The organism is Pontibacter brevis (assembly GCF_054779655.1).
The window spans coordinates 122519-141965 of the sequence record NZ_BAAGXV010000089.1; the positions used below are offsets into that span (position 1 = coordinate 122519).

Genomic DNA, 19447 nt, shown 5'->3' on the forward strand with positions numbered 1-19447 from the left:
TGAGGCTTTCATTACAGGTGGCGGTTCCGAGGTTCCTTAAGATTTCTTCTTTTTCTTTCCGAAGTTCATGTCCGGGTGCTGCTCGTCGTGGGTTGTAATGCCCTGGTAGAACTTGGCCAAAGCCAGTACGTCTGCTTCACCGAAAAGCTTACCCATGAACGTGATAGTGGTAGGCATGCCATTTTTCTGGAAGCCGTTTGGCACCACCACACACGGATGCCCTGTCAGGTTGGTTACCACCAGGTTGTTGCTGGCAAAGGAAGGACTCAGGTATACATCCACATCTTTCAGCTTCTCCTGCATTTGCTGCACCAGCAAGGTTCGCACACGCTGCGCCTGCAGGTATTCTACAGCCGGCACAAAGCGGCCAGCCCGGAAGATGTTTGGCCAGGCATTCTTATGCTGTGCCACCAAAAGGCTGTCGCGGCCACTGCGGGTAAGCTCATCAAATGCCGCTGCTCCTTCTACAGAAATTGTCAGCGTCAGTTCCCGTGCCGGCAGCTCTGGCAGTTCAATCGGCACCAGCTCTATACCTGCCTGGCGCAGCGCCGCTAAAGTGGCCTCGTCATTTTCTTTGAAACCGTAGTTGCGCTCAAAATCCTTTTTCAGGTACCCGACACGCAGTTTCTTTGCATCGATGTTCGGGTTGTAGTTGAAAGGCGCATCATACACAGACTGATCTTTTCCATCCGGGCCATAAATGGCGTTAAATACAATGGCCGCATCTTCTGCAGATCGGGTGATAGGACCTATTTTATCCATTGACCAACTCAGGGCCATGGCACCATGGCGGCTCACCCGGCCAAAGGTTGGCCGCAGGCCTGTTGTACCACAGGCTGTAGACGGGGAAACAATAGAGCCTAACGTCTCTGTTCCGATGGCATAAGGCAACAGACCTCCCGCTACTGCCGCAGCAGAACCAGCCGAGGAACCACTTGAGCCTTTGCTGATATCCCATGGGGAGCGCGTTTTGCCACCGTACCATACATCACCCATGGCCAGGGCACCCAGTGTTAACTTAGCTACCAACACACCGCCGGCATCCTGCAGGCGCTGCACTACGGTGGCATCCTCATCTATTAGCTGGTCTTTGTAAGGCATAGCGCCCCAGGTGGTTTTATATCTTTTAGTAGACAGCAGGTCCTTTACACCAAACGGGATGCCATGCAGCATGCCTCTGTACTTACCTGCCTTTATTTCCTGGTCCGCCTGGCGTGCCTGCTGCAGGGCCAGCTCTTCTGTGAGTGTTGTTACGCACTCCAGTGTTGGCCCGTACTTCTTCAGGCGTGCGATGTAGAATTTGGTCAGCTCCTCGGAGGTTATTTGCTGCGTACGCACCAGCTCTGCTAACTGCGGAACGGTGTAAAACGCCAGTTCGTCCCGCTTTCTCGGCAGCTTTACGTTGGCAGGGCGCGCCACTTCAAAAGCTGTTTTTTGCTTCTCGAAGCTATACCCTACTGGTATCGGGTTGAACACCAGTGCCGGCGCCACATCATTCGGTAGCGGCACCTTGCGGATAGCCTCGTAACTCTCCTTAAACTCCTCCATCTCTGACAGTGTAGAGTCGAGTTGCGCATTTGTAAAGTTTAAGCCAATGAGTTTTTGCGCATCCTGCAGCACATCCAACGATATCTTATCTTCAGCGACTTTTGTGATAAATGCCCCGGAAACAAAACAGGCGGCACCTAACAAAGCAATTGCGTTCTTTTTCATTCTGGTAATTCGAAATTTTAAACAACTAATGTACTAAAATCAATTAAAAAAATAAGGGGGCAGACTTGATGTCTGCCCCCTTATTTTCAATTATGCAGGAGTAAAGGTTAGTATCCTGGGTTCTGCTCAACTAATTCCTCTGCATTCAAGATTTCTCTTTGAGGAATTGGCCAGCGCAACCTGTTCAGGTCAGTTATGTTCAACTCTTCTGCAGCTCTACCTGTACGGCGAAGGTCAAACCATCTGTGTCCTTCGTTTGCCAGTTCCACTCTTCTTTCTTGCAGAATAGCATCAATAAGCGCTTCCTGTGTTAGTGGAACTATAGGTGCAAGCTCAGCTCTTTCTCTAACTTCATTTAGCAGGTTAGTGGCTTCCAGCAGGTTCTCAGCACCACCTATTCTTGCCAGTGCTTCCGCTCTATTCAAAAGTACTTCTGCGTATCTGATTAGCAACACATGGTCAGTACCATCAGATATTCTGGTGTACTTGCCAGTGTAAGTAGATGTCAGAACGTTTGTATTCAAACGCTCGTCACCTTCCTCATGTGCTGCAGCTAAGCTTGTAGATGGAGACACCTCATTACGGCCTCCTAGTGCTGTTGGCAACCAGAAGAAAGCAATGGAGTTAGAGTTTACAGGGTCAAACTGAAGCTCCCAGATTGCCTCTGCTGTGTTTCGCTGCTCATAGATATCGCGGTAGTTATCTACCAAAGTAAACCTATCAGTCTCTATTACCTGCTGCGCAAGGTCAGCAGCCGCCTGGTAGTTTTTCTGGTACAACTGTACACGCGACTTCAGGGCAAGTGCAGCAGCCTGTGTAGCACGTCCTTTTCCGGCAGCACCGGCAAAAGACTCTGGCAGGTTCTCGATAGCGAAATCCAGATCCGCCAAAACTTGCGCTATCACTTCAGCCTCAGAAGCACGTGCGGTCGGAGCCGCATCCTCTGGCGTCAGCGTAGGCTCTGTACGAAGCGGTACCCCAAGGCCATTGTCGCCATATCCAGTAGTTGAGCCACCGAAGTAGTTGATCAGGTTGAAGTAGTGATAAGCACGCAGGAAACGGGCCTGTGCCAATACAGACTCTTTGTTGAAAGCCGGATCCTCTACATTCGGAACATTTGCAATCAGGTTGTTGGCTCTGTTGATACCAACATAAATTGCGTTCCACATGTTGCTAAGCTCCACGTTTTCAGGCAATATATTTCGTTGAGCAATTTGTGCAAAAGACGGAAACGTTCCGGTATGCATCGCGTTATCTGCTGTTAAGTCAGAAAACACGAAATAACGCAGTCCCATATAGTTGGCACTCTGTAAAGCGCTATAAGCACCTACCAGACCTGCCTCAGCACCTGTTCTGGTGTTAAAGGCTGTTTCTGCAGGCAGGGAAGCCTGTGGCTCCACATCCAGCGGGTCGCAGGCTGTAGACGACAGCAGCAGGCCCAGTGCAATTACTTTGAAAAATTTATTATGAATCATTTTAAGTCAGATTTACTAATTAAAGGCCAATGTTTACACCAAAAGTGATGGTTCTAGCTTGTGGATATACCAGGAAGTCTGTTCCAAGGGCAGTGTTGCTACCACTGAAAGTGTTTACTTCCGGATCAAATCCTGAGTAATCGGTGAATGTTAACAGGTTCTGAGACTGCACAAACACTCTGGCACGCTGCAGGTGGATACGCTCTGTTAAACTAGTTGGCAGGTTATAACCCAGTACAATATTCTTCAATCTTACATAAGAACCATCTTCTAACCATCTGTCAGAAGTTCTTCTGTTGTTGTTCGGGTCACCATATACCGCTCTTGGCACGCTAGTATTTGTGTTTTCAGGAGTCCATCTTTCTAATACACCAGCTGTCTGACCAAACACACCGTTCATACCTTCAGAGAAAGCACGCGTGTTGTTATAGATCTCATTGCCTTGTACAAACTGGAAGAAGAAAGACAAGTCAAAACCTTTGTAAGACAGGTTGTTTGTGATACCACCAGTATATCTAGGCTGTGCGCTTCCGATAATCTGCTGATCTTCACCTGTAATCACACCGTCTCCGTCAAGGTCTCTGAAGCGGATATCACCAGGGCTTGTAGCAGCAGACTGATAAGTAGCACCTGTGTTACCTGTAGCTGCTCTGGCAGCATCGTTCAGTGCATTGATCTCGTCCTGCGTCTGGAAAATACCATCTACTACATAACCTCTGAAGGCACCTAAAGGCTGGCCTTCTTCAACCCAGCTGGCAAAGCCGGCAGCAAATGGGTTTCCACCATACAGTTTCGTAATTTCGTTTCTGTTGAAGGCAATGTTGAAGTTTGTATTCCAGTTGAACCCACCCGGCTCGTTTGACTCGATGTTATAAGAAGTCAAAGCAAACTCAAGACCTTTGTTCTCCATAGAACCAATGTTCTCCTGCACACTTGTAAAGCCTGAGCTACCTACCAGTGGTCTTGCCAGCAGCAGGTTTTCTGTTACTCTTCTGTAAGCGTCAATATTCAACACGATTCTGTTGTTCAATACACCAAAGTCTAAACCTATGTTAGCCTGCTTTGTCTCTTCCCAGGTCAGGTTAGGGTTACCTAACTGTGTCGGGGCAAGACCAGCCTGCTGCAGGTAGTTTGCTCCTGCACCAACAAGTGCCAGGGCGTCAAAGTTTCCAATTTCAGAGTTACCAGTAACACCGTAGCTTGCTCTTAATTTCAGTTCGCTCAGGAAGTCAAGATCCTGCATGAACGCTTCCTCTGATATTCTCCAACCAACAGATGCTGCCGGGAACACACCAAAACGGTTGTTAGCACCAAATCGGGAAGAACCGTCCGCTCTGATGCTGGCAGAGAAGAGGTATCTGTTCATCAGGCCATAGTTGAATCTGGAGAAATAAGACTCAAGACCCCAGGCAGACTCAGAAGAGGTTGCATTTGTTTTAACAGATCCAGCAGAAAGCTGACGAATGTCGTTACCAGGGAAACCGGTAGCAGCAGCAAAAATCGAGTTGAAAGTAGACTGCTGGTAAGATATACCCAATAAAGCAGAGAAGTTATGTATCTCGTTGAACGTCTGGTTATAGTTTAAAGTATTTTCGTTCAACCAGGAAACATCCTGGCGGTAAGACATCTGGCCTAAGCCGTTTGAACCAGCACCAGTGTTAGTAGTAGTTGGTCTGAAGTCTTCTTCACGGAATGTCAGGTAGTCGATACCAAATGTTGTTCTGAATCTCAGGCTAGGAAGGATGTCCCACTCTGCGAATGTGTTACCGATAATACGGGCACTGATAGCAGACAAAATTGGCTCACGAGCCGCAGCAACCGGGTTTTCAGTAGAAGCACCAGGGTCTTTGGCATAAGTGCCGTTTTGCAGGTACACCGGAATATCGCTTGCCACTAACAGGGCCGTACTGATTACACCGTTGATGTTGTTGTCGTTCTGAATACGGCTGTTAATAGAACGGCTGATACCAAGGCTGGTACCAACACGAATCTTGTCGCTGATGCTGTGATCCAGGTTTAACCTACCGTTGGCACGCTCAAAAGCAGAACCAATTACGATACCTTCCTGGTCGAAATAAGTACCAGACACCAGGAACTTCGTGCGCTCGTTACCACCAGAGATAGAAAGGTCGTAGTTAGAGATAGGAGCTGTTCTGAAAACCTGATCCTGCCAGTTGTTATTTACTGCAGTAGAAGGATCTCTGAAAGCAGAAACAGGACGCAGACCATCTGGTCTGTCCAGGGCAACCCACTGTCCGTCAGCATTTCTTGTGCGTCTGAAGCCGTTGAAGATATAAGCGGCAAGGTCCGGAGCAGAAGCGAAACCAAGAGCGGCAGGGTTTGGATAACGGTTTGCCACCATTTCGTTATAAAGCTCAACCTGCTGCTGACCAGTTAAAGTTGGCAATCTTCTCCATGTTTCCTGTGTACCAGTGTAGTAACCGAAGTTGATTTTGGTTTTTGCATTTGCACCACGCTTTGTAGTGATCAGGACAACACCATTAGATGCTCTGGAACCGTAGATAGCGGCAGAAGCAGCATCTTTCAGGATTTCCATAGAGGCGATGTCGTTCGGGTTAAGGTCAGCCAAAGCGTTTGTCTGCTGGCCGCCTGTACCAATAGCAGAATAGTTACCTGTGTTGATAGGCACACCATCCACTACATAAAGTGGCTCGCTACCAGCACCGATAGAAGCCGCACCACGCACACGTACTGCAATACCGCTACCAGGAGTACCTGAGTTCTGCGTTACCTGCACACCTGCCGCACGACCCTGCAAAGCCTGGTCAACAGAAACAACCGGAATGTCTTCCAAAGCCTCTGCAGTAACAGATGCAATAGAACCGGTTAATTCTTCTCTTGTCTGCGTTCCGTAACCTACTACCACCACCTCATCAATATTTCTGGAGGCCTGTGCCAGGGTTACATCAATTCTGTTACGGTTACCAATCTGTACATCCTGGTCAGCAAAACCAAGATAACGGAACGTAAGCGTAGTTGCGTTTGCTGGAATGTTGTTGATGTTGTAACGGCCCTCAACGTCAGTGCTAGCTCCGACAGTTGTACCCTTCACAATCACACTTACACCAGGAAGTGGATCTCCGCCCGCCGAGGTCACTCGCCCCGTCACTGAACGGTTTAGCTGCGCCCATGATTGCACCACAATGGCAAACATAAGCAACATGCTAAGCAGTACTTGTTTCTTCATAAAATTGGTTGTTAAGAAATTGTTTGTTAGATATTGTTTGTAAAGCCCAAGATAGGCACAATAAAAGAAATGGAAAAAAAAATAATTAATTTAGGCAGCCTATCCACCAAGTTCATTTATTAATGCAAAAAAATTGTAGTTAAACAATATTATTACATTCTTTTTCATGGCTTCTCTTCGCTTGTCGTCCCTGCTGGCAGAAGAGACTCAAACGCCATTAAATAACCAAAAAATGCCATCTTAAGACCTGTGATTACGGTTAATACCCCAGTTACCCTAATAACAAATTCGCAGAACATAGCGACAAGCGCTGCAATACGCTTAATGAGACAAAGAAGTTATTCAAACTACCGCAACATCACTCCTACTTTCTGTCTTTTCCGATACCAAATGGTTTGGCCATGAAAGTAACTTTTAACACAATTTCAGGAAACTCGTCCACGCAGATGCTCAATTAAATGTTTAAACATTTTATATAAATAACAAAAATGTATCTTGTAAGGCGCTAAGGTATGTCCTGTGTTAAGTTGCATTGCAATACACCTGCTTCACATAAGCACACCTAAAATATTAATAATAACACATTATAATAGTATAATCGCTTTTCCTGAACTTTAAAAACGCTAGTGTAGCTGCGTAAAAAGGCTACTGTAAAACAGTCTGCCACGTCCCTCACACACTCTACTTCCGGCTTTTCCCTGAACACGTAAAGCAGAACCTCTATCATTGATAGCGCACATGTCAGTTGAAGCACTACACCTGGTTGAAGAACACATGAAGAGCAGTTGGGGGCAAACTCCTGGCCTGGCATCTACATGAACAGGCATAAGGATTGATCTCTCCGGAAAGGCAGGTAATGATTTCTGCTATACCAGGAGCCGGTTAAAAAAGCAGCCCGGAAAGGGAAAAGCGTTGTTCAATCCCATAAAGAAGCTAACCTACTACCTTCGGGTAATGATTTCCAGTTTATCACCTACTTTCACGGCACCTGTATTACCGGACAAGAGATTTTGCCCGAAAATAATCTTATGGCGGAGTTTACGGTAAGTAGCCAGCGTGCGAAGTGGCTCTGCGCTTTTCTCAGCCGTTTCCTGGTTGATGGTGGTCACCACACAGCGTGCGCAGGGCTTAACAGCCTGAAAAGGCACTCCACCAATCTTAAAGCTAGCCCAGGCATCTTCCTCAAATGGAATTCCACCCCTGAAAACAAAGTTAGGTCTGAACTGATTCATATGCACGGGCTGTTCTATCCTGCTGTTGAGGTCATCAAGTGAAGCCTGCCCGATGATAAGAAAAGGATAGCCATCTGCAAAACTCACCACCTCTCCATTATGCGCATAGTCAGGATCTACCAGACGCTGTGCCTGATCAGGCATACGCACCAGCCGCGCTGGCATTCCCAGGGCTTTTGTAAACCAGGCGCTTATTTCCGAATCTACCTCCTGCGCAGCCACTGTATCGTCCCATACAGTGACATGAAGCTCCGGATTGCCAGCACCCTTTGCTTCAAAAGGGATATAGAGTGTTTCCATTGCCCCTTTCTTGTGGCTCACTGACAAACCATCCTGCAACAGCTCCACCTGTAACAGCGCCATTTGGGCATGCTCCCGCTGCGTCAGGAAATTGCCGGCATCATCCACCAGCATCCAGCGGCGGTCGTAGCGCAGGCCACGTTCTTCTACTTCCGCTGCAGGCACACGTATGCCTCCAAGGGATTTGATAGGATAAATGTAGATATCAGCCAAGTACAGGTTGCTCATTTCGCTCAAAAGATGAAGTTGGTCCGGCCAGAGCACGAAGAAGTGCAGCAGGAAGCACAAAAATATACTATGCTTACCTTATATCAAGTAAATACGCCATGGCTGAGCCAATTTTGTATGACTGAAAGAAAATTCAGAACGGCTCTTCTTCCAATGGCACTGCTTATCATACTGCATTTTATCAGGTAATGGCAGCCGGAGGTGTACAACTGCTTATAAGCACCGTAAAGGATATTGTGGCAGGGCACCTTAACTTACGACTTTAAGAATAAAGAACTCCGCACGAGTTGCTTTGAATATTGTTCAGCCTGCCCGGCATCAGGACAAGATGAAACAATTCAACGCTTACATATGTGCACAAAAAGACCGGACCATGCACATCAAAAACCTACTCTTATTACTCTTAGCCTGTTTCTGCTATTTTAACGCATCGGCGCAAAACACCGCAGCCAGCTGCGCTGAAAGCCATTTGAGAACCATACAGCGGCAGGCGGCAGCCACACCTGAACATCAGCGACTGATGAACCAGTATGACATGACGTTCTACAAGCTGGACCTGCAACTGGAACGCAACAGCACGTATATAGCCGGAAACGTAACGTTAGTGGCCAGGGTGAGAAGCTCATCACTTGCCATATTTGCCTTCGAACTTCACCCGAACTTCCAGATTGACTCTGTGCTGCTAAACGGCAAGAGAGCAGCCGCCATCACCCGTAATGCCGGTGATGTAGCGGTAGCGTTATCCTCTCCTGCAGGTGCAGGCGCCACCCTTACCGCCACCATCTATTACAAAGGCACAGCTCCCTCCGGGGCCGGCGCTGCTATCGGGAATGGATTCAGCACCGCCATAGAACCCAACTGGGGCAACTCCGTTACCTGGAGCCTGAGCGAGCCATATGCTGCCTACGAGTGGTGGCCTACCAAACAAGTGCTCACTGACAAAGCCGATTCAGTACACGTCTTCGTCACCACCAGTGCAGAAAACAAGGTAGGCTCTAACGGACTACTGACACGGGTAGTAGATCTGCCTGGCAACAGGAGGCGCTTTGAGTGGAAGTCCCGCTACCCGATAGACTATTACCTGGTGTCGGTGGCGGTGTCTGACTACGAGGAGTACCTGATTACCGCAAATCCGAAAGGTGCTGCAGTTCCTGTACCCATCTTAAACTATGTGTACAGAGGAGGGGCGCTTGAGTTTTACCGGGAAGAGATAAACCACACAGCTCCCCTGCTGGAGTACTTCTCTCAGCTGTTTACGCTTTACCCCTTCCACAGGGAAAAGTATGGCCACAGTATGGCGCCAATGGGCGGCGGCATGGAACACCAAACCATGACCACACAAAGTACCTTCTTCTTTACACTCACGGCGCATGAACTGGCTCATCAGTGGTTCGGCAACCATGTTACCTGCGCTACCTGGCAGGACATCTGGCTGAATGAGGGTTTTGCCTCTTACGCTGAGTACCTGGCCTTGCTGCGCTACAGCCCCACAAACGCAGGCAGGTGGATGCAGGAGGCACACACTCTTGCCTTACAGCGTCCTTCCGGGAGCCTCAGGGTTAGGGACACCACCAGCGTCAGCCGCATTTTTGATTACCGCCTGACCTACAAAAAGGCAGCAGCTGTGGTGCACATGCTTCGTTTTGAGGTAAACAATGATGAGCTGTTCTTTGAGGCGCTGCGCAATTATATGCGGCAGTACGGCGGGGGCACGGCCTATACCGCGGACCTGCAGCGTGTATTCGAGGAAACGACTAATATGGATTTAGGCTATTTTTTTGACCAGTGGTACAACGGCGAAGGCTACCCTGTTTTTAACGTAGAGTGGAACCAGGACGGTAACCGGCTGCTCATCGTAAACCGCCAGGCAACCACCAGCTCCACCACTCTTTTTTTCAGGACCGATTTGCAGTACCTCATCACAACAAGCACCGGAACAAGCACTGTCCGCGTGACACAGGACGAGCCACTGGAACAGCACCTGTTAGAGGTAGAGGGCACTGTGACCAATGTTGAGGTAGATCCCCAGAACTGGATCCTCAACACGGCCCTGCCTGCCCGGCAGAATGTCGCTTTAGAAGTGCCGCCGTTAGAGGATATTGTCCTATACCCCAACCCAACGGCTTCCCTCCTGTATGTTCATAATCTTTCTTTTGGCCCCACTGCAGCCGCTATCTACAACACAGCAGGACAACTGGTAGAGCGCCTGCAGCTAGGAGGGAAACTGGACGCAAGGCTTGATGTTTCTGGCCTGGCAGCCGGATATTATATACTGCAGCTGAGCAACCACAGGCAACACTACCGTGGCCGCTTCATCAAAGTTGGCGGGAGGTAAACGCACGCCTGTTTATTCAGGACGCCTTTCAGTACCGCATCATAGTTATCACCCGCTGTGCTTCCTTCACGTTGTACTCAAAGGCAAGACGCTTGTGATTGATGGCATCAATAATGGTACCTATAAAGCAAAGCCCACCGGTAAAGAAGTACAGCAGGCCCATCCCGATCTGACCAAGTAAGAACCGATGCACACCAGCCACGCCTACTAGCCCGATCAGGGCAGTAATGAGCACCAATTGAGATTCTCTGCGGCGGGTGCGGTAAATGTTCACAAACTGCTGCGCCTCCTGGTCCGGCATATCCCTTACAAGCGTCTGTATATAGTTCATTTCCTCCGGGTCCAGTTCCGGCATCAGGTGTAGAATATTAGCCATAGTTTTATATTAGGTTTTGTTTACAGGTTGTTGATACGGCCACAGCAGCAGTTGCCCGCTGCGCCACAGTAAAATCAGGACGGTAGGCAGCGCCAGCGGATGCGCTGCCCATGATGCCCGCCACTCCCCCCGGAACAGCCAGGCAATGGCATGCCCCAGGCCACAGCCCCAGCACCCCTGCCCCCACACCCAACTGAAAGGACACAGGCTGAACAAATGCCCCCGGGCTGGCTCCATCAGCGCCAGCGCACCAATACCCAGCACCCAAAACAATCCCTCCCACAGGCTGTTCTTTTGTTTTAGCGCCATCAGCTGATGCTTTTGATGAAGGTTTAGTTTCAACTTCATAGAAAGGTGAGCCGTACTGAATGATGATGCTATAATTTAGTATAATATTCTGACAATCAAAAACTATGAAAACACACCTCCGCCTGCTGCCCCTGCTCCTGTTCTTCTGCCTGTGTGGCTGCTACCGCATCCTGCCATCTAAAGGAGGTGGCCAGGGCGACATCCGCACCGGGGCCCGGCAGGTAAACGCGAATGACATTGCGCTGCCAGCAGGCTACACCGCGGAGGCCGTAGCCACCGGCCTTACCTTCCCGACGGCTGTGGCATTTGATGCGCAAGGTCGGCTGCATGTAATAGAAGCGGGGTACTCTTACGGAGAAGTGTTCCTGGAGCCAAGGCTGCTGCGCGTAGAACAGGGAGGCAGCCTCACCACTGTTGCGACAGGGCAGAAGAACGGCCCCTGGAATGGAGTAACTTACCATAATGGCAACTTTTATGTGGCAGAGGGCGGCGTGCTGGCAGGAGGAAAAGTATTGCGCATCTCTCCCGACGGCAGCATCACCAGCCTGGTAGAGGACCTTCCCACCATGGGCGACCACCACACCAACGGCCCGGCAGTGGGCCCTGACGGCAAACTGTACTTCGGCCTGGGCACCGCCACCAATTCCGGCGTTGTAGGCCCTGACAACTACAACTATGGCTGGCTGGAGCGTCACCCTGATTTTCATGACATCCCCTGCAAAGATGTTGTGCTGGCAGGCAGGAACTACACCAGCCGGGTTCCCCTCGAGTCCAAAAGCGGAAAGCAGACCACGGGCGCCTATGTACCCTATGGCACCCCTACCACTGAAGGGCAGGTTATAGAGGGCAGGCTACCCTGCTCCGGCGCTGTTATCCGGGTATCGCCGGAAGGGGGAGAGATGGAACTGGTGGCATGGGGCTTCCGGAATCCTTTTGGCCTGGCCTTTTCTCCTGACGGCACGCTGTACGTAAGCGACAACGGCTACGATGTGCGGGGCAGCCGCCCGGTGTGGGGCAACGGCGATTACCTGTGGCAGGTGCAACCAGACCAGTGGTACGGCTGGCCCGACTATTCCGGTGGCCTCGCCTTTAACGGAGACAGGTTCGATCCGCCTGGCGAAAAGGCACCGCAGCCCCTGCTGGCAAAGCACCCTAACGATCCGCCTCAGCCAGCTGCCACACTCGGGGTACACTCCTCCTCCAACGGCCTTGACTTTTCACGCAGCAGCGCCTTCGGATACGAGGGGCAGGCGTTCATCGCACAATTCGGCGACCTGGCACCAGACGTAGGCAAAGTGCTGGCTCCTGTCGGTTATAAAGTAGTGCGGGTTGATGTAACAAACGGTACGATAAAAGACTTTGCTGCAAACAAAGGGAAAAAGGTGGCTCCGGCCTCTAAGCTAAAATCGGGTGGACTGGAGAGGCCTGTTGGCGTAAAGTTCTCACCGGATGGGCAAAGCCTGTACATCGTGGACTTTGGGGTAATGGAGGTAAAAGGCAAAGAGAAGATACCGCAGCGAAACACCGGCGTTATCTGGAAAATCACCAAAACGAGTAACTAAGCCAATGAAACGAACGATACAATGCTGCACACTTTGCCTGTTAATGTTACTGCTATGCTACTGCGGCACGGCTCGTCGTGGTATGCCTGTTTTTGCCCCTGTTCCTTTAGCAGACCAGGAGCTAGCCAAAGGAGAGGTAGTATACATGAACTACTGCCAGAAGTGCCATCCCGGCGGCGAGGCGGGGCTGGGTCCGGCCATCAACAATAAGCCTTTGCCCGGGTTCATGATAAAACTCCAGGTGCGCAACGGCCTTGGCATGATGCCGGCTTTCGAAGAAGAGGTTATTCCGGATGAGGAACTGGATGACATGGTAGCGTACCTAAAAACACTGCGCAAAGCGAAAAAGGAAGAGCAATAACCACAGCTAAAAAGTAAAACCAGCAAAGTAAAGGAGCTAAGAAATGGTAAAAGCCAGCCCTATGCGAAAGGTGGTGCTCTACATTGCAGCCAGCCTGAACGGCTATATTGCCCGCTCCGACGGCAGCACAGAGTGGCTGCACGACAAAGCCTATGCCATGAAAGGAGAGGACTTTGGGTACAGTGATTTTATGCAGACCATCGACACGACATTAATAGGGCACAGCACCTATAAAGTAATCCTTGGCTTCGATATGCCTTTCCCCTACCCTTACAAGGCGAACTATGTCTTCAGCCGCTCTGCCGGGCACCCGGACACAGCGCATGTTAAGTTTGTAAGCACTGATGCCGCAGGCTTTGTACAGCAACTTAAGCAACAGTCTGGCAAAGACATCTGGCTTATTGGAGGCGGACAACTGAACACGCTCCTGCTCAACCACAACCTCACCGACGAGGTAATCCTCACCTATTTCCCAATGGTTTTAGGACAGGGCATCCCGCTCTTTGCACCCGGGGTGCAGGAAACAAAGCTCAAAGTAAGCAGCAGCAAAAGCTACAGAAATGGCTTTGTGCAGATAAGGCTCAACCGGCAACCACTCAACACCTGATACCCCCACTTTATTTTTTACCTTTGCAGCATATATGCACTGACAACATGTGCAAAAGAATGCACGCTACACTTTGAAAAATAAAACACGAAATCAACTTAAGGCGCTGGCCATTTACCAGATTGCCGGAGGCTGCCTGGGTATCGCCCTTACTATTGTGGTGATGCTGCAGGGCGGCACAATTTTTACGCAGCAGGTACTGCGCACTTCTCTTTTCGCAGGAGGCCTGTTTGTGTTCTCTATTGTCTGCGGCTCTCTCCTGTTCCATAATCCAGCCCGCGGACTCTCTCTTTCGCTGGCAACCCAGGTGCTGCAGGTGGTGTACTTTACCATTGGGGAATACGGCTTCCAGTATGTGTCTGGCCTGCGCGTGGGTTTTGGCTTTGACATGGTTGGCTCCTGGACCTTTAAATTCCGCATGGCCCTCTCCTCCTTTCAGTTTCAACTTGGCACCGACACCGGCCAGAAATTCATTGGTATAAACCTGGTCGCACTACTTTTGATTGTCTGGATAGAAAATCTGCAGGATAAGGTAAAACCGGACCGTCGGGTGTAGTCGTTCCTGCCGTTTGCAAATCTGTGCACCAGGTTAATAACCTGTTCACCTGATGTTGCGGCAACCATTGCCAACTTTTTACCCTGGCAGAGCTATCGGTTTAAAACCGGATGGCTTATAAGCACCTATAGCTCTGGCGGAGCAATCTGTTGGCATAAGTTACAGATTGCCCCGCCCGAGCTATAGGTGGATAATTCATATACATTCTGACGGGTCGTCCCGGCGGAACTGTTACCCGAGGTTTTTCTTTAAAAGAAAGCGATGGCTTCTGTTGTATTGTAGGTGTGAATTACCTCAAGCAAATCAACTGTACGAACTGTAGCTGTTGCCACGCCAGCGCCCACGCCAACAGGCACCCCCACAATAAACGCTGTTGCAAACGGAGGCGCAACAGCACCTACAATAGTGAAGCCCAGACCACCTAAAGCAATTTTCTTAATAAGGTCTTTTCTTCTTGCCTTGTGCTTATGTTCCCGCATAAGCTGCTCGGCCGCCTCATTTCCCGTAACCATTGCCGTTAACATGTCTGCTGTTTGCTCATGAGCCTGCCTGTCTCCTGACTCCAGCGACTGCAGTTGTCCGCTACCTGCACGGCTAATGTGGGTAATATAGCCCGCATTTTTCTCTGCATAAGTGCTGTAACCGTTTATTTTGCCTCTTACCACAGGAAAAAGCCAGCTGTTTTCATATGAAGTCCCGGCAATGGTATCACCAGAGGCCTTGTCAACCCTGTAAATGTATTGCGTGTCTGCTGCTCTGATCGCCTCATGTTTAGAGGCTAGCGTATAGGTAGAATCTTCTTTTGAGTATTTGATTCGCCCGGTAATTTCTTTCTCAACGCCATTATTGAACAGAACCTTGAAAGTGTAAACATGGTGCGCCTTAAAAAGCTTATGTTTACCCTCTTTCCCGGAATTTATACCTCCTGTACCATTGCCATGCCTAAATGACCCCGCATTTAAATTATCAAATTTTACCTCATCCTGCCCAGAAGACTGGGAGTGAGCCTCTAACCCGCAGCACAGGATAAAAAACATCCCTGCCAACACCTTTCCTGCTAATTTTGTTTTCATAGCACCAATATAAACGGTGGGATATGTAGCATCCTAATCGGTAGCTCAAAATATTGGAAAATTTATAAAACTACTTTATTGCTTTCTTTTCAACAGAACTCCTTTGCAGGCGGGAACAAGAAAACCAGTATTTTGTTGTTTTTCGAAGGGAGCTCCGGAAGTTACTCAACTTAACTTTGAGAGGTATGCCTGGCAGGTTCTGCAGCTTTGTTTCACCTGATTGACAGGGCGTATAATCCTGCGATTGCTATAACCAGCCAAGCCGCATACCGCCAATTCTGAAGGAGAATTGGCGAAAGCTTTTGCACAGGAATTTGCACCCGTTTCTGAACTTGTGCCGCAGGCATGTAGCAAAGGCTGCACAGAGATGCTATCTCCATCAATAAGAAAGCAAAAAGGATATTGCCACCTGCTCAGCTTGTTTATTTAGACGCAAAAGAAGTTGTGTCCAGGGGCTTGAGGGACAAAAGCAAGCAAGCCTTAAGTTTTTGCACGACTACAGTTTTCCCGTATAAAACTCAGCTGGCACACCGCGCACACCTGGTTTTACAGCGAACAGTCCTCCGCTCTTAGGAAACTGCGCTAACTGCTCCGGTGTTAACCACTCCCGTACAGTGGTGATATAAAGCACATCAAGGTTTTCACCGCCAAAGGCAACAGAAGTAGTATGCGGGGCAGGCACCTCCACGCGCTGCATAATTTTGCCGGTAGCAGGGTCACAGCGCACCACGGCACCTCCTCCCCAGAGGGCAATCCAAAGTTTTCCCTCCGTGTCTATGGCCATGCCGTCAGGTGAGCCAGGCACAGACGCAGGAATGCGTATCACAACCCTGCCATTGCTGATTTCCCCGGTTTTATCATCATAGTCAAACGCCTGTACGGCTAAAGTAGGCGTGTCTACATAGTACATCGTCTTTTTGTCTGCCGTCCAAACAATGCCGTTGGAGATAGTAACATTATCCACTACCTGATGGAGGCTTTTGTCTTTATCCATCCGGTACAAGGCAGCGGCCCCCTCTTTGATATCGTGCGCCATGGTACCTACCCAGAACCTGCCGGATGGATCTACTTTTCCATCGTTGAAACGCACACTTGAATCATCTATAGGCTTGGCAACCAGAGAGAGTTTTCCTGTTTTCGTGTCCATCTTCTGTATGCTGTTCTGCATGGCCAGCAGAACGCCACCGCCTTTTATGGGAACAACTGTACCTGCCTTTTCACCTGTCTGGAAAGCTATATCTTTTTTAGTGGCAGGATCATAGATGTGCAATTCAGCTCCTTCTATGTCTAACCAGTAAAGTCTTTTTTCAGCCGGGTGCCAGATGGCGCCCTCTCCGAGCCTGGCTTTGGCGTCCAGCACCAGTTCAACAGGCATGTCTTGTGTGAGTTGGAATGCTCCCATAATTATCAGGCACAACAGCAGGTTGGTGCACAGCAACGTTATTTTCATTTAGAAAGAACAGATTAATATAGGACTTACGCAAATGATATACTTGATTCTGTGTCCCCTGAGAAACGAATTGTTCCTAGTTCTGTAAAAATCAAAGCCGGGCAGCGTTATAGCTGCCCGGCTTCGTCTACAAGTTGGATATTCTTCTTTTACCCTTACGGCTCAATACAGGTATTAGCCTTGGCTTTAGAGGAACCAGCTGTTGCTACTTCTTTTTCTTTGCCTTGGCTTTCGCTTTCTTGGCTTTGGCGGCTTTTATTTTTTCATCGGTTTCTTCTGCTTCTTTCATCAGTGCTCTCCAATCATATTTGGCTTCGGCGCTGAAATCGATGGTGGCTTCATAATCCTCCTTGTCTACTTCCAGCACTTTGATGTCTTTTGTCAGGTAGGTCTGGATCTCATCGAGTATAGGCTTTTCCTCGGGCGCACAAAAGCTTACTGCAATGCCCTTCTCCCGGCCACGGCCCGTACGCCCTACACGGTGCACATAGTTCTCGGGCTGCTCCGGCAGGTCGTAGTTGACAACATAGTCTACATTCGGAATATCAATACCACGGGCGCTCACATCAGTGGCAATTAGTAGCTTGGTTTCGCCCTTCCGGAACTTCTTCATGGCTTCAAGGCGGTCTTTCTGCTCTTTGTCGCCGTGGATGGTCATGCTCTGGATATCCACACGCTCCATGGCTTTCATTACCCGCTCGGCCCGCACTTTGGTACGCACAAACACCAGTATCTTCTTATCCGGGTTTTCCTTCACCACACGCTCCAGGAAAAAGCGCTTGTCATCCATGTCTACATACATCACGGAGTGGTCCACGTTCTTCGACACCGGGTCTTTTGGGGAAATCTGGATACGCACCGGCTTGTTCACTAGGGAATAGGCCAGCTCTTTTATCTTCTCATTAATTGTGGCAGAGAAGAAGAGCGTCTGCCGGTTTCGCGGCAGTTTGGTTATCAGTTGCCGGATATCGTGTATAAAGCCCAGGTCCAGCATGTGGTCTGCCTCGTCGAGTATGAGTATCTCCACACGGTGCAGCTGTATATAGCCCTGGCTCACGAGGTCGAACAAGCGGCCAGGCGTGGCCACCAGCACATCAATGCCCGCCTCCAGTTTCGCGATCTGCGGCCCCTGCTCTACTCCCCCAAACACGCAGAAGGTATTCACACGGGTGCCGCGGCCAATTTCGTTGAACACCTCGGTTATCTGAATCGCCAGCTCCCGTGTGGGCACCATCACAATGCATTTGATGCCATCGCCACGCTTCCTGTTCTTGCTGAACTGCAGCTTGTCCAGCACCGGGATTGCAAAGGCCGCCGTCTTGCCCGTACCCGTCTGGGCAATGGCCAGCACGTCCTCCCCTTTCATGATGGGAGGAATGGCTTTGTACTGAATATCGGTGGGCTTCGTGAAATTGAGCTTACTTAAGCTTTTCTTTATTTCATCAGAGATGCGGTAGTCTTCAAACTTCATAGGAATGTAATTTGCTTGGCTCTGCTTATCATACGGCAAAAGCGGGCTACAAAGGTAGCTTATCTTTTTGGCATCTACAGCCTAAGCGCTCCTTTCACGTTTTACCCTTCTTTACCTCACCTAACTTACCAACCCGGAAATCAGCCCTCCCGCTCCTGCCTAAGCATGGCCTTACACTTCCAGCATCAGTTTATCTTCCCCCAGTTCCTCCTTCATCACAATGTTCAGGTCGTGCAGTGCCTGGGCACAGTCGCCGGTGTAGGCAGAGCCGTGCATGGTGGCCAGAGTGGCAGGGTTCAGGTCTGCCAGTTCCTGTAGCATACCTGCTGTTTTATGGGTGTAAGGCATATAATCACCTAAAGGGGATTGCTGCATGTTGCGGAGCGCTATCTTCACTTTGTCTATAATATCCACTGAAGTGCTAGCCGTACAGTTGCCATTGTGGTGGAAAAGATCCGAGCACAGCAAAGTCTTGTTGTTTTCTTCAAACAATACGCCAGCATCCCAGCCATGCGGCAGGTGTGGTGTAGGGATAAACCGGTAGCTGTACTTGCCTGTGTTTAGCACATCTGCGCGCGTTAAGCCCCTGGCTGGCCTTAAAGCGAAGTCGCTCATGTTCACCATAGCTCCTACCTGGCTGCAAACAGCCTGGGCATGAGGCGCTATACGGAGCCAATCGTTCAGCGACCCGCACTCATCTACCTCAAAGTGGCTGAAACCAATCCAGCGAAGCTCTTCAGGAGAAATAAGCTTTGCCACAGCCTCCTTCAGCATCGGAAACATGCTCCGCATGCCGGTGTGGTAGAGCATCGGCTCGTCGTCCTTTATCAGGAAGTGGTTGAACTGCATATCAAAGTCTGGAACGTACAGGCTGATACGGTAAAGGTCCGGGGCAATTTCATCAATGGTTGTCATAGAAGTGAGGTTAGAGAAGAAACTCAAACAAGCCAAATACACCTTAGCTTTATTACATTTTATTTACGTTTCCTGCCTGAAAAAGAACAACACTAGCCGTGCTAAATAACTCACTTAAATAAAAATGATAGTTTTAGAAACTTTTATGATAGCAATACTATTATAGGCAGAAGTTTTTATATCTTTGCAAAAAATAAGCCTGCAAAGAGCAGTAGAGTATCACTTTTACTGTCTCCTAAAGATGAGGCTGGCAAGGCAGAAAACAAGAAGAAAGGC

The 19447-nt window shown here is 49.4% G+C and carries 15 protein-coding genes; 5 read left to right on the top strand and 10 right to left on the bottom strand.

Translation table 11 applies throughout. The annotated features are described in order from the left end of the window. Positions 1-36 precede the first annotated feature (36 nt). From ACYVB1_RS20665 to ACYVB1_RS20680, 4 genes are all read right to left on the bottom strand, one after another. Positions 37-1713 (bottom strand): amidase, encoded by a 1677-nt coding sequence (locus ACYVB1_RS20665; protein ID WP_460925709.1) that lies wholly within the window; start codon positions 1711-1713, stop codon positions 37-39. A 107-nt stretch (positions 1714-1820) separates the two neighbouring features. Continuing rightward, the gene (locus tag ACYVB1_RS20670) at positions 1821-3188 is read right to left on the bottom strand and encodes a RagB/SusD family nutrient uptake outer membrane protein (protein ID WP_460925710.1); all 1368 of its coding nucleotides are present in this window, start codon (positions 3186-3188) and stop codon (positions 1821-1823) included. Positions 3189-3207: 19 nt separating this feature from the next. Next, positions 3208-6396: a SusC/RagA family TonB-linked outer membrane protein gene (locus ACYVB1_RS20675; RefSeq protein WP_460925711.1), complete on the bottom strand. Its 3189-nt coding sequence runs from the start codon at positions 6394-6396 to the stop codon at positions 3208-3210. A 941-nt stretch (positions 6397-7337) separates the two neighbouring features. Next, entirely contained in the window at positions 7338-8156 is an 819-nt protein-coding gene (locus ACYVB1_RS20680) for an MOSC domain-containing protein (protein WP_460925712.1), read from the bottom strand. 469 nt (positions 8157-8625) lie between these two features. Between ACYVB1_RS20680 and ACYVB1_RS20685 the strand changes: the two genes are divergently transcribed. Then, positions 8626-10491: a M1 family aminopeptidase gene (locus tag ACYVB1_RS20685; protein ID WP_460925713.1), complete on the top strand. Its 1866-nt coding sequence runs from the start codon at positions 8626-8628 to the stop codon at positions 10489-10491. 28 nt (positions 10492-10519) lie between these two features. On the opposite strand, the gene ACYVB1_RS20690 is transcribed toward ACYVB1_RS20685, so the two are convergent. Together ACYVB1_RS20690 and ACYVB1_RS20695 are read right to left on the bottom strand one after the other, a co-directional pair. Then, entirely contained in the window at positions 10520-10867 is a 348-nt protein-coding gene (locus tag ACYVB1_RS20690; RefSeq protein WP_460925714.1) for a TM2 domain-containing protein, read from the bottom strand. A gap of 9 nt (positions 10868-10876) precedes the next feature. Then, positions 10877-11176 carry a DUF2752 domain-containing protein gene (locus ACYVB1_RS20695; protein WP_460925715.1) on the bottom strand — a complete coding sequence of 100 codons (300 nt, stop codon included), beginning with the start codon at positions 11174-11176 and terminating at the stop codon, positions 10877-10879. 104 nt (positions 11177-11280) lie between these two features. Between ACYVB1_RS20695 and ACYVB1_RS20700 the strand changes: the two genes are divergently transcribed. The 4 genes from ACYVB1_RS20700 to ACYVB1_RS20715 all read left to right on the top strand — a co-directional run bounded on the left by ACYVB1_RS20700 (position 11281) and on the right by ACYVB1_RS20715 (position 14262). Continuing rightward, positions 11281-12738, top strand: coding sequence for a PQQ-dependent sugar dehydrogenase (locus ACYVB1_RS20700; protein WP_460925716.1), 1458 nt, complete (start codon positions 11281-11283; stop codon positions 12736-12738). Between the two features lie 43 nt (positions 12739-12781). After that, positions 12782-13099, top strand: a complete 318-nt coding sequence (locus tag ACYVB1_RS20705; RefSeq protein WP_460925717.1) for a c-type cytochrome — start codon at positions 12782-12784, stop codon at positions 13097-13099. A gap of 43 nt (positions 13100-13142) precedes the next feature. Then, entirely contained in the window at positions 13143-13706 is a 564-nt protein-coding gene (locus ACYVB1_RS20710) for a dihydrofolate reductase family protein (RefSeq protein WP_460925718.1), read from the top strand. A 73-nt stretch (positions 13707-13779) separates the two neighbouring features. After that, the gene (locus ACYVB1_RS20715; protein WP_460925719.1) at positions 13780-14262 is read left to right on the top strand and encodes a hypothetical protein; all 483 of its coding nucleotides are present in this window, start codon (positions 13780-13782) and stop codon (positions 14260-14262) included. A gap of 248 nt (positions 14263-14510) precedes the next feature. Here ACYVB1_RS20715 and ACYVB1_RS20720 read toward each other — a convergent pair whose 3' ends face one another. The 4 genes from ACYVB1_RS20720 to ACYVB1_RS20735 all read right to left on the bottom strand — a co-directional run bounded on the left by ACYVB1_RS20720 (position 14511) and on the right by ACYVB1_RS20735 (position 19171). Next, the gene (locus ACYVB1_RS20720; protein WP_460925720.1) at positions 14511-15335 is read right to left on the bottom strand and encodes a hypothetical protein; all 825 of its coding nucleotides are present in this window, start codon (positions 15333-15335) and stop codon (positions 14511-14513) included. A 496-nt stretch (positions 15336-15831) separates the two neighbouring features. Further along, positions 15832-16785, bottom strand: coding sequence for an SMP-30/gluconolactonase/LRE family protein (locus tag ACYVB1_RS20725; RefSeq protein ID WP_460925721.1), 954 nt, complete (start codon positions 16783-16785; stop codon positions 15832-15834). A gap of 205 nt (positions 16786-16990) precedes the next feature. Beyond that, positions 16991-18256, bottom strand: a complete 1266-nt coding sequence (locus ACYVB1_RS20730) for a DEAD/DEAH box helicase (protein WP_460925722.1) — start codon at positions 18254-18256, stop codon at positions 16991-16993. Between the two features lie 171 nt (positions 18257-18427). After that, positions 18428-19171 carry an oxygen-binding di-iron domain-containing protein gene (locus ACYVB1_RS20735; RefSeq protein WP_460925723.1) on the bottom strand — a complete coding sequence of 248 codons (744 nt, stop codon included), beginning with the start codon at positions 19169-19171 and terminating at the stop codon, positions 18428-18430. Between the last annotated feature and the right edge of the window lie 276 nt (positions 19172-19447).

Bases quoted from the DNA above. Each gene is read 5' to 3' on its own strand.
- ACYVB1_RS20720 (WP_460925720.1), bottom strand. From the start codon at position 15,335: ATGAAAACAAAATTAGCAGGAAAGGTGTTGGCAGGGATGTTTTTTATC.
- ACYVB1_RS20670 (WP_460925710.1), bottom strand. From the start codon at position 3,188: ATGATTCATAATAAATTTTTCAAAGTAATTGCACTGGGCCTGCTGCTG.
- ACYVB1_RS20690 (WP_460925714.1), bottom strand. From the start codon at position 10,867: ATGGCTAATATTCTACACCTGATGCCGGAACTGGACCCGGAGGAAATG.
- ACYVB1_RS20700 (WP_460925716.1), top strand. From the start codon at position 11,281: ATGAAAACACACCTCCGCCTGCTGCCCCTGCTCCTGTTCTTCTGCCTG.
- ACYVB1_RS20725 (WP_460925721.1), bottom strand. From the start codon at position 16,785: ATGAAAATAACGTTGCTGTGCACCAACCTGCTGTTGTGCCTGATAATT.
- ACYVB1_RS20735 (WP_460925723.1), bottom strand. From the start codon at position 19,171: ATGACAACCATTGATGAAATTGCCCCGGACCTTTACCGTATCAGCCTG.
- ACYVB1_RS20665 (WP_460925709.1), bottom strand. From the start codon at position 1,713: ATGAAAAAGAACGCAATTGCTTTGTTAGGTGCCGCCTGTTTTGTTTCC.
- ACYVB1_RS20730 (WP_460925722.1), bottom strand. From the start codon at position 18,256: ATGAAGTTTGAAGACTACCGCATCTCTGATGAAATAAAGAAAAGCTTA.
- ACYVB1_RS20705 (WP_460925717.1), top strand. From the start codon at position 12,782: ATGTTACTGCTATGCTACTGCGGCACGGCTCGTCGTGGTATGCCTGTT.
- ACYVB1_RS20710 (WP_460925718.1), top strand. From the start codon at position 13,143: ATGGTAAAAGCCAGCCCTATGCGAAAGGTGGTGCTCTACATTGCAGCC.
- ACYVB1_RS20695 (WP_460925715.1), bottom strand. From the start codon at position 11,176: ATGGCGCTAAAACAAAAGAACAGCCTGTGGGAGGGATTGTTTTGGGTG.
- ACYVB1_RS20680 (WP_460925712.1), bottom strand. From the start codon at position 8,156: ATGAGCAACCTGTACTTGGCTGATATCTACATTTATCCTATCAAATCC.
- ACYVB1_RS20675 (WP_460925711.1), bottom strand. From the start codon at position 6,396: ATGAAGAAACAAGTACTGCTTAGCATGTTGCTTATGTTTGCCATTGTG.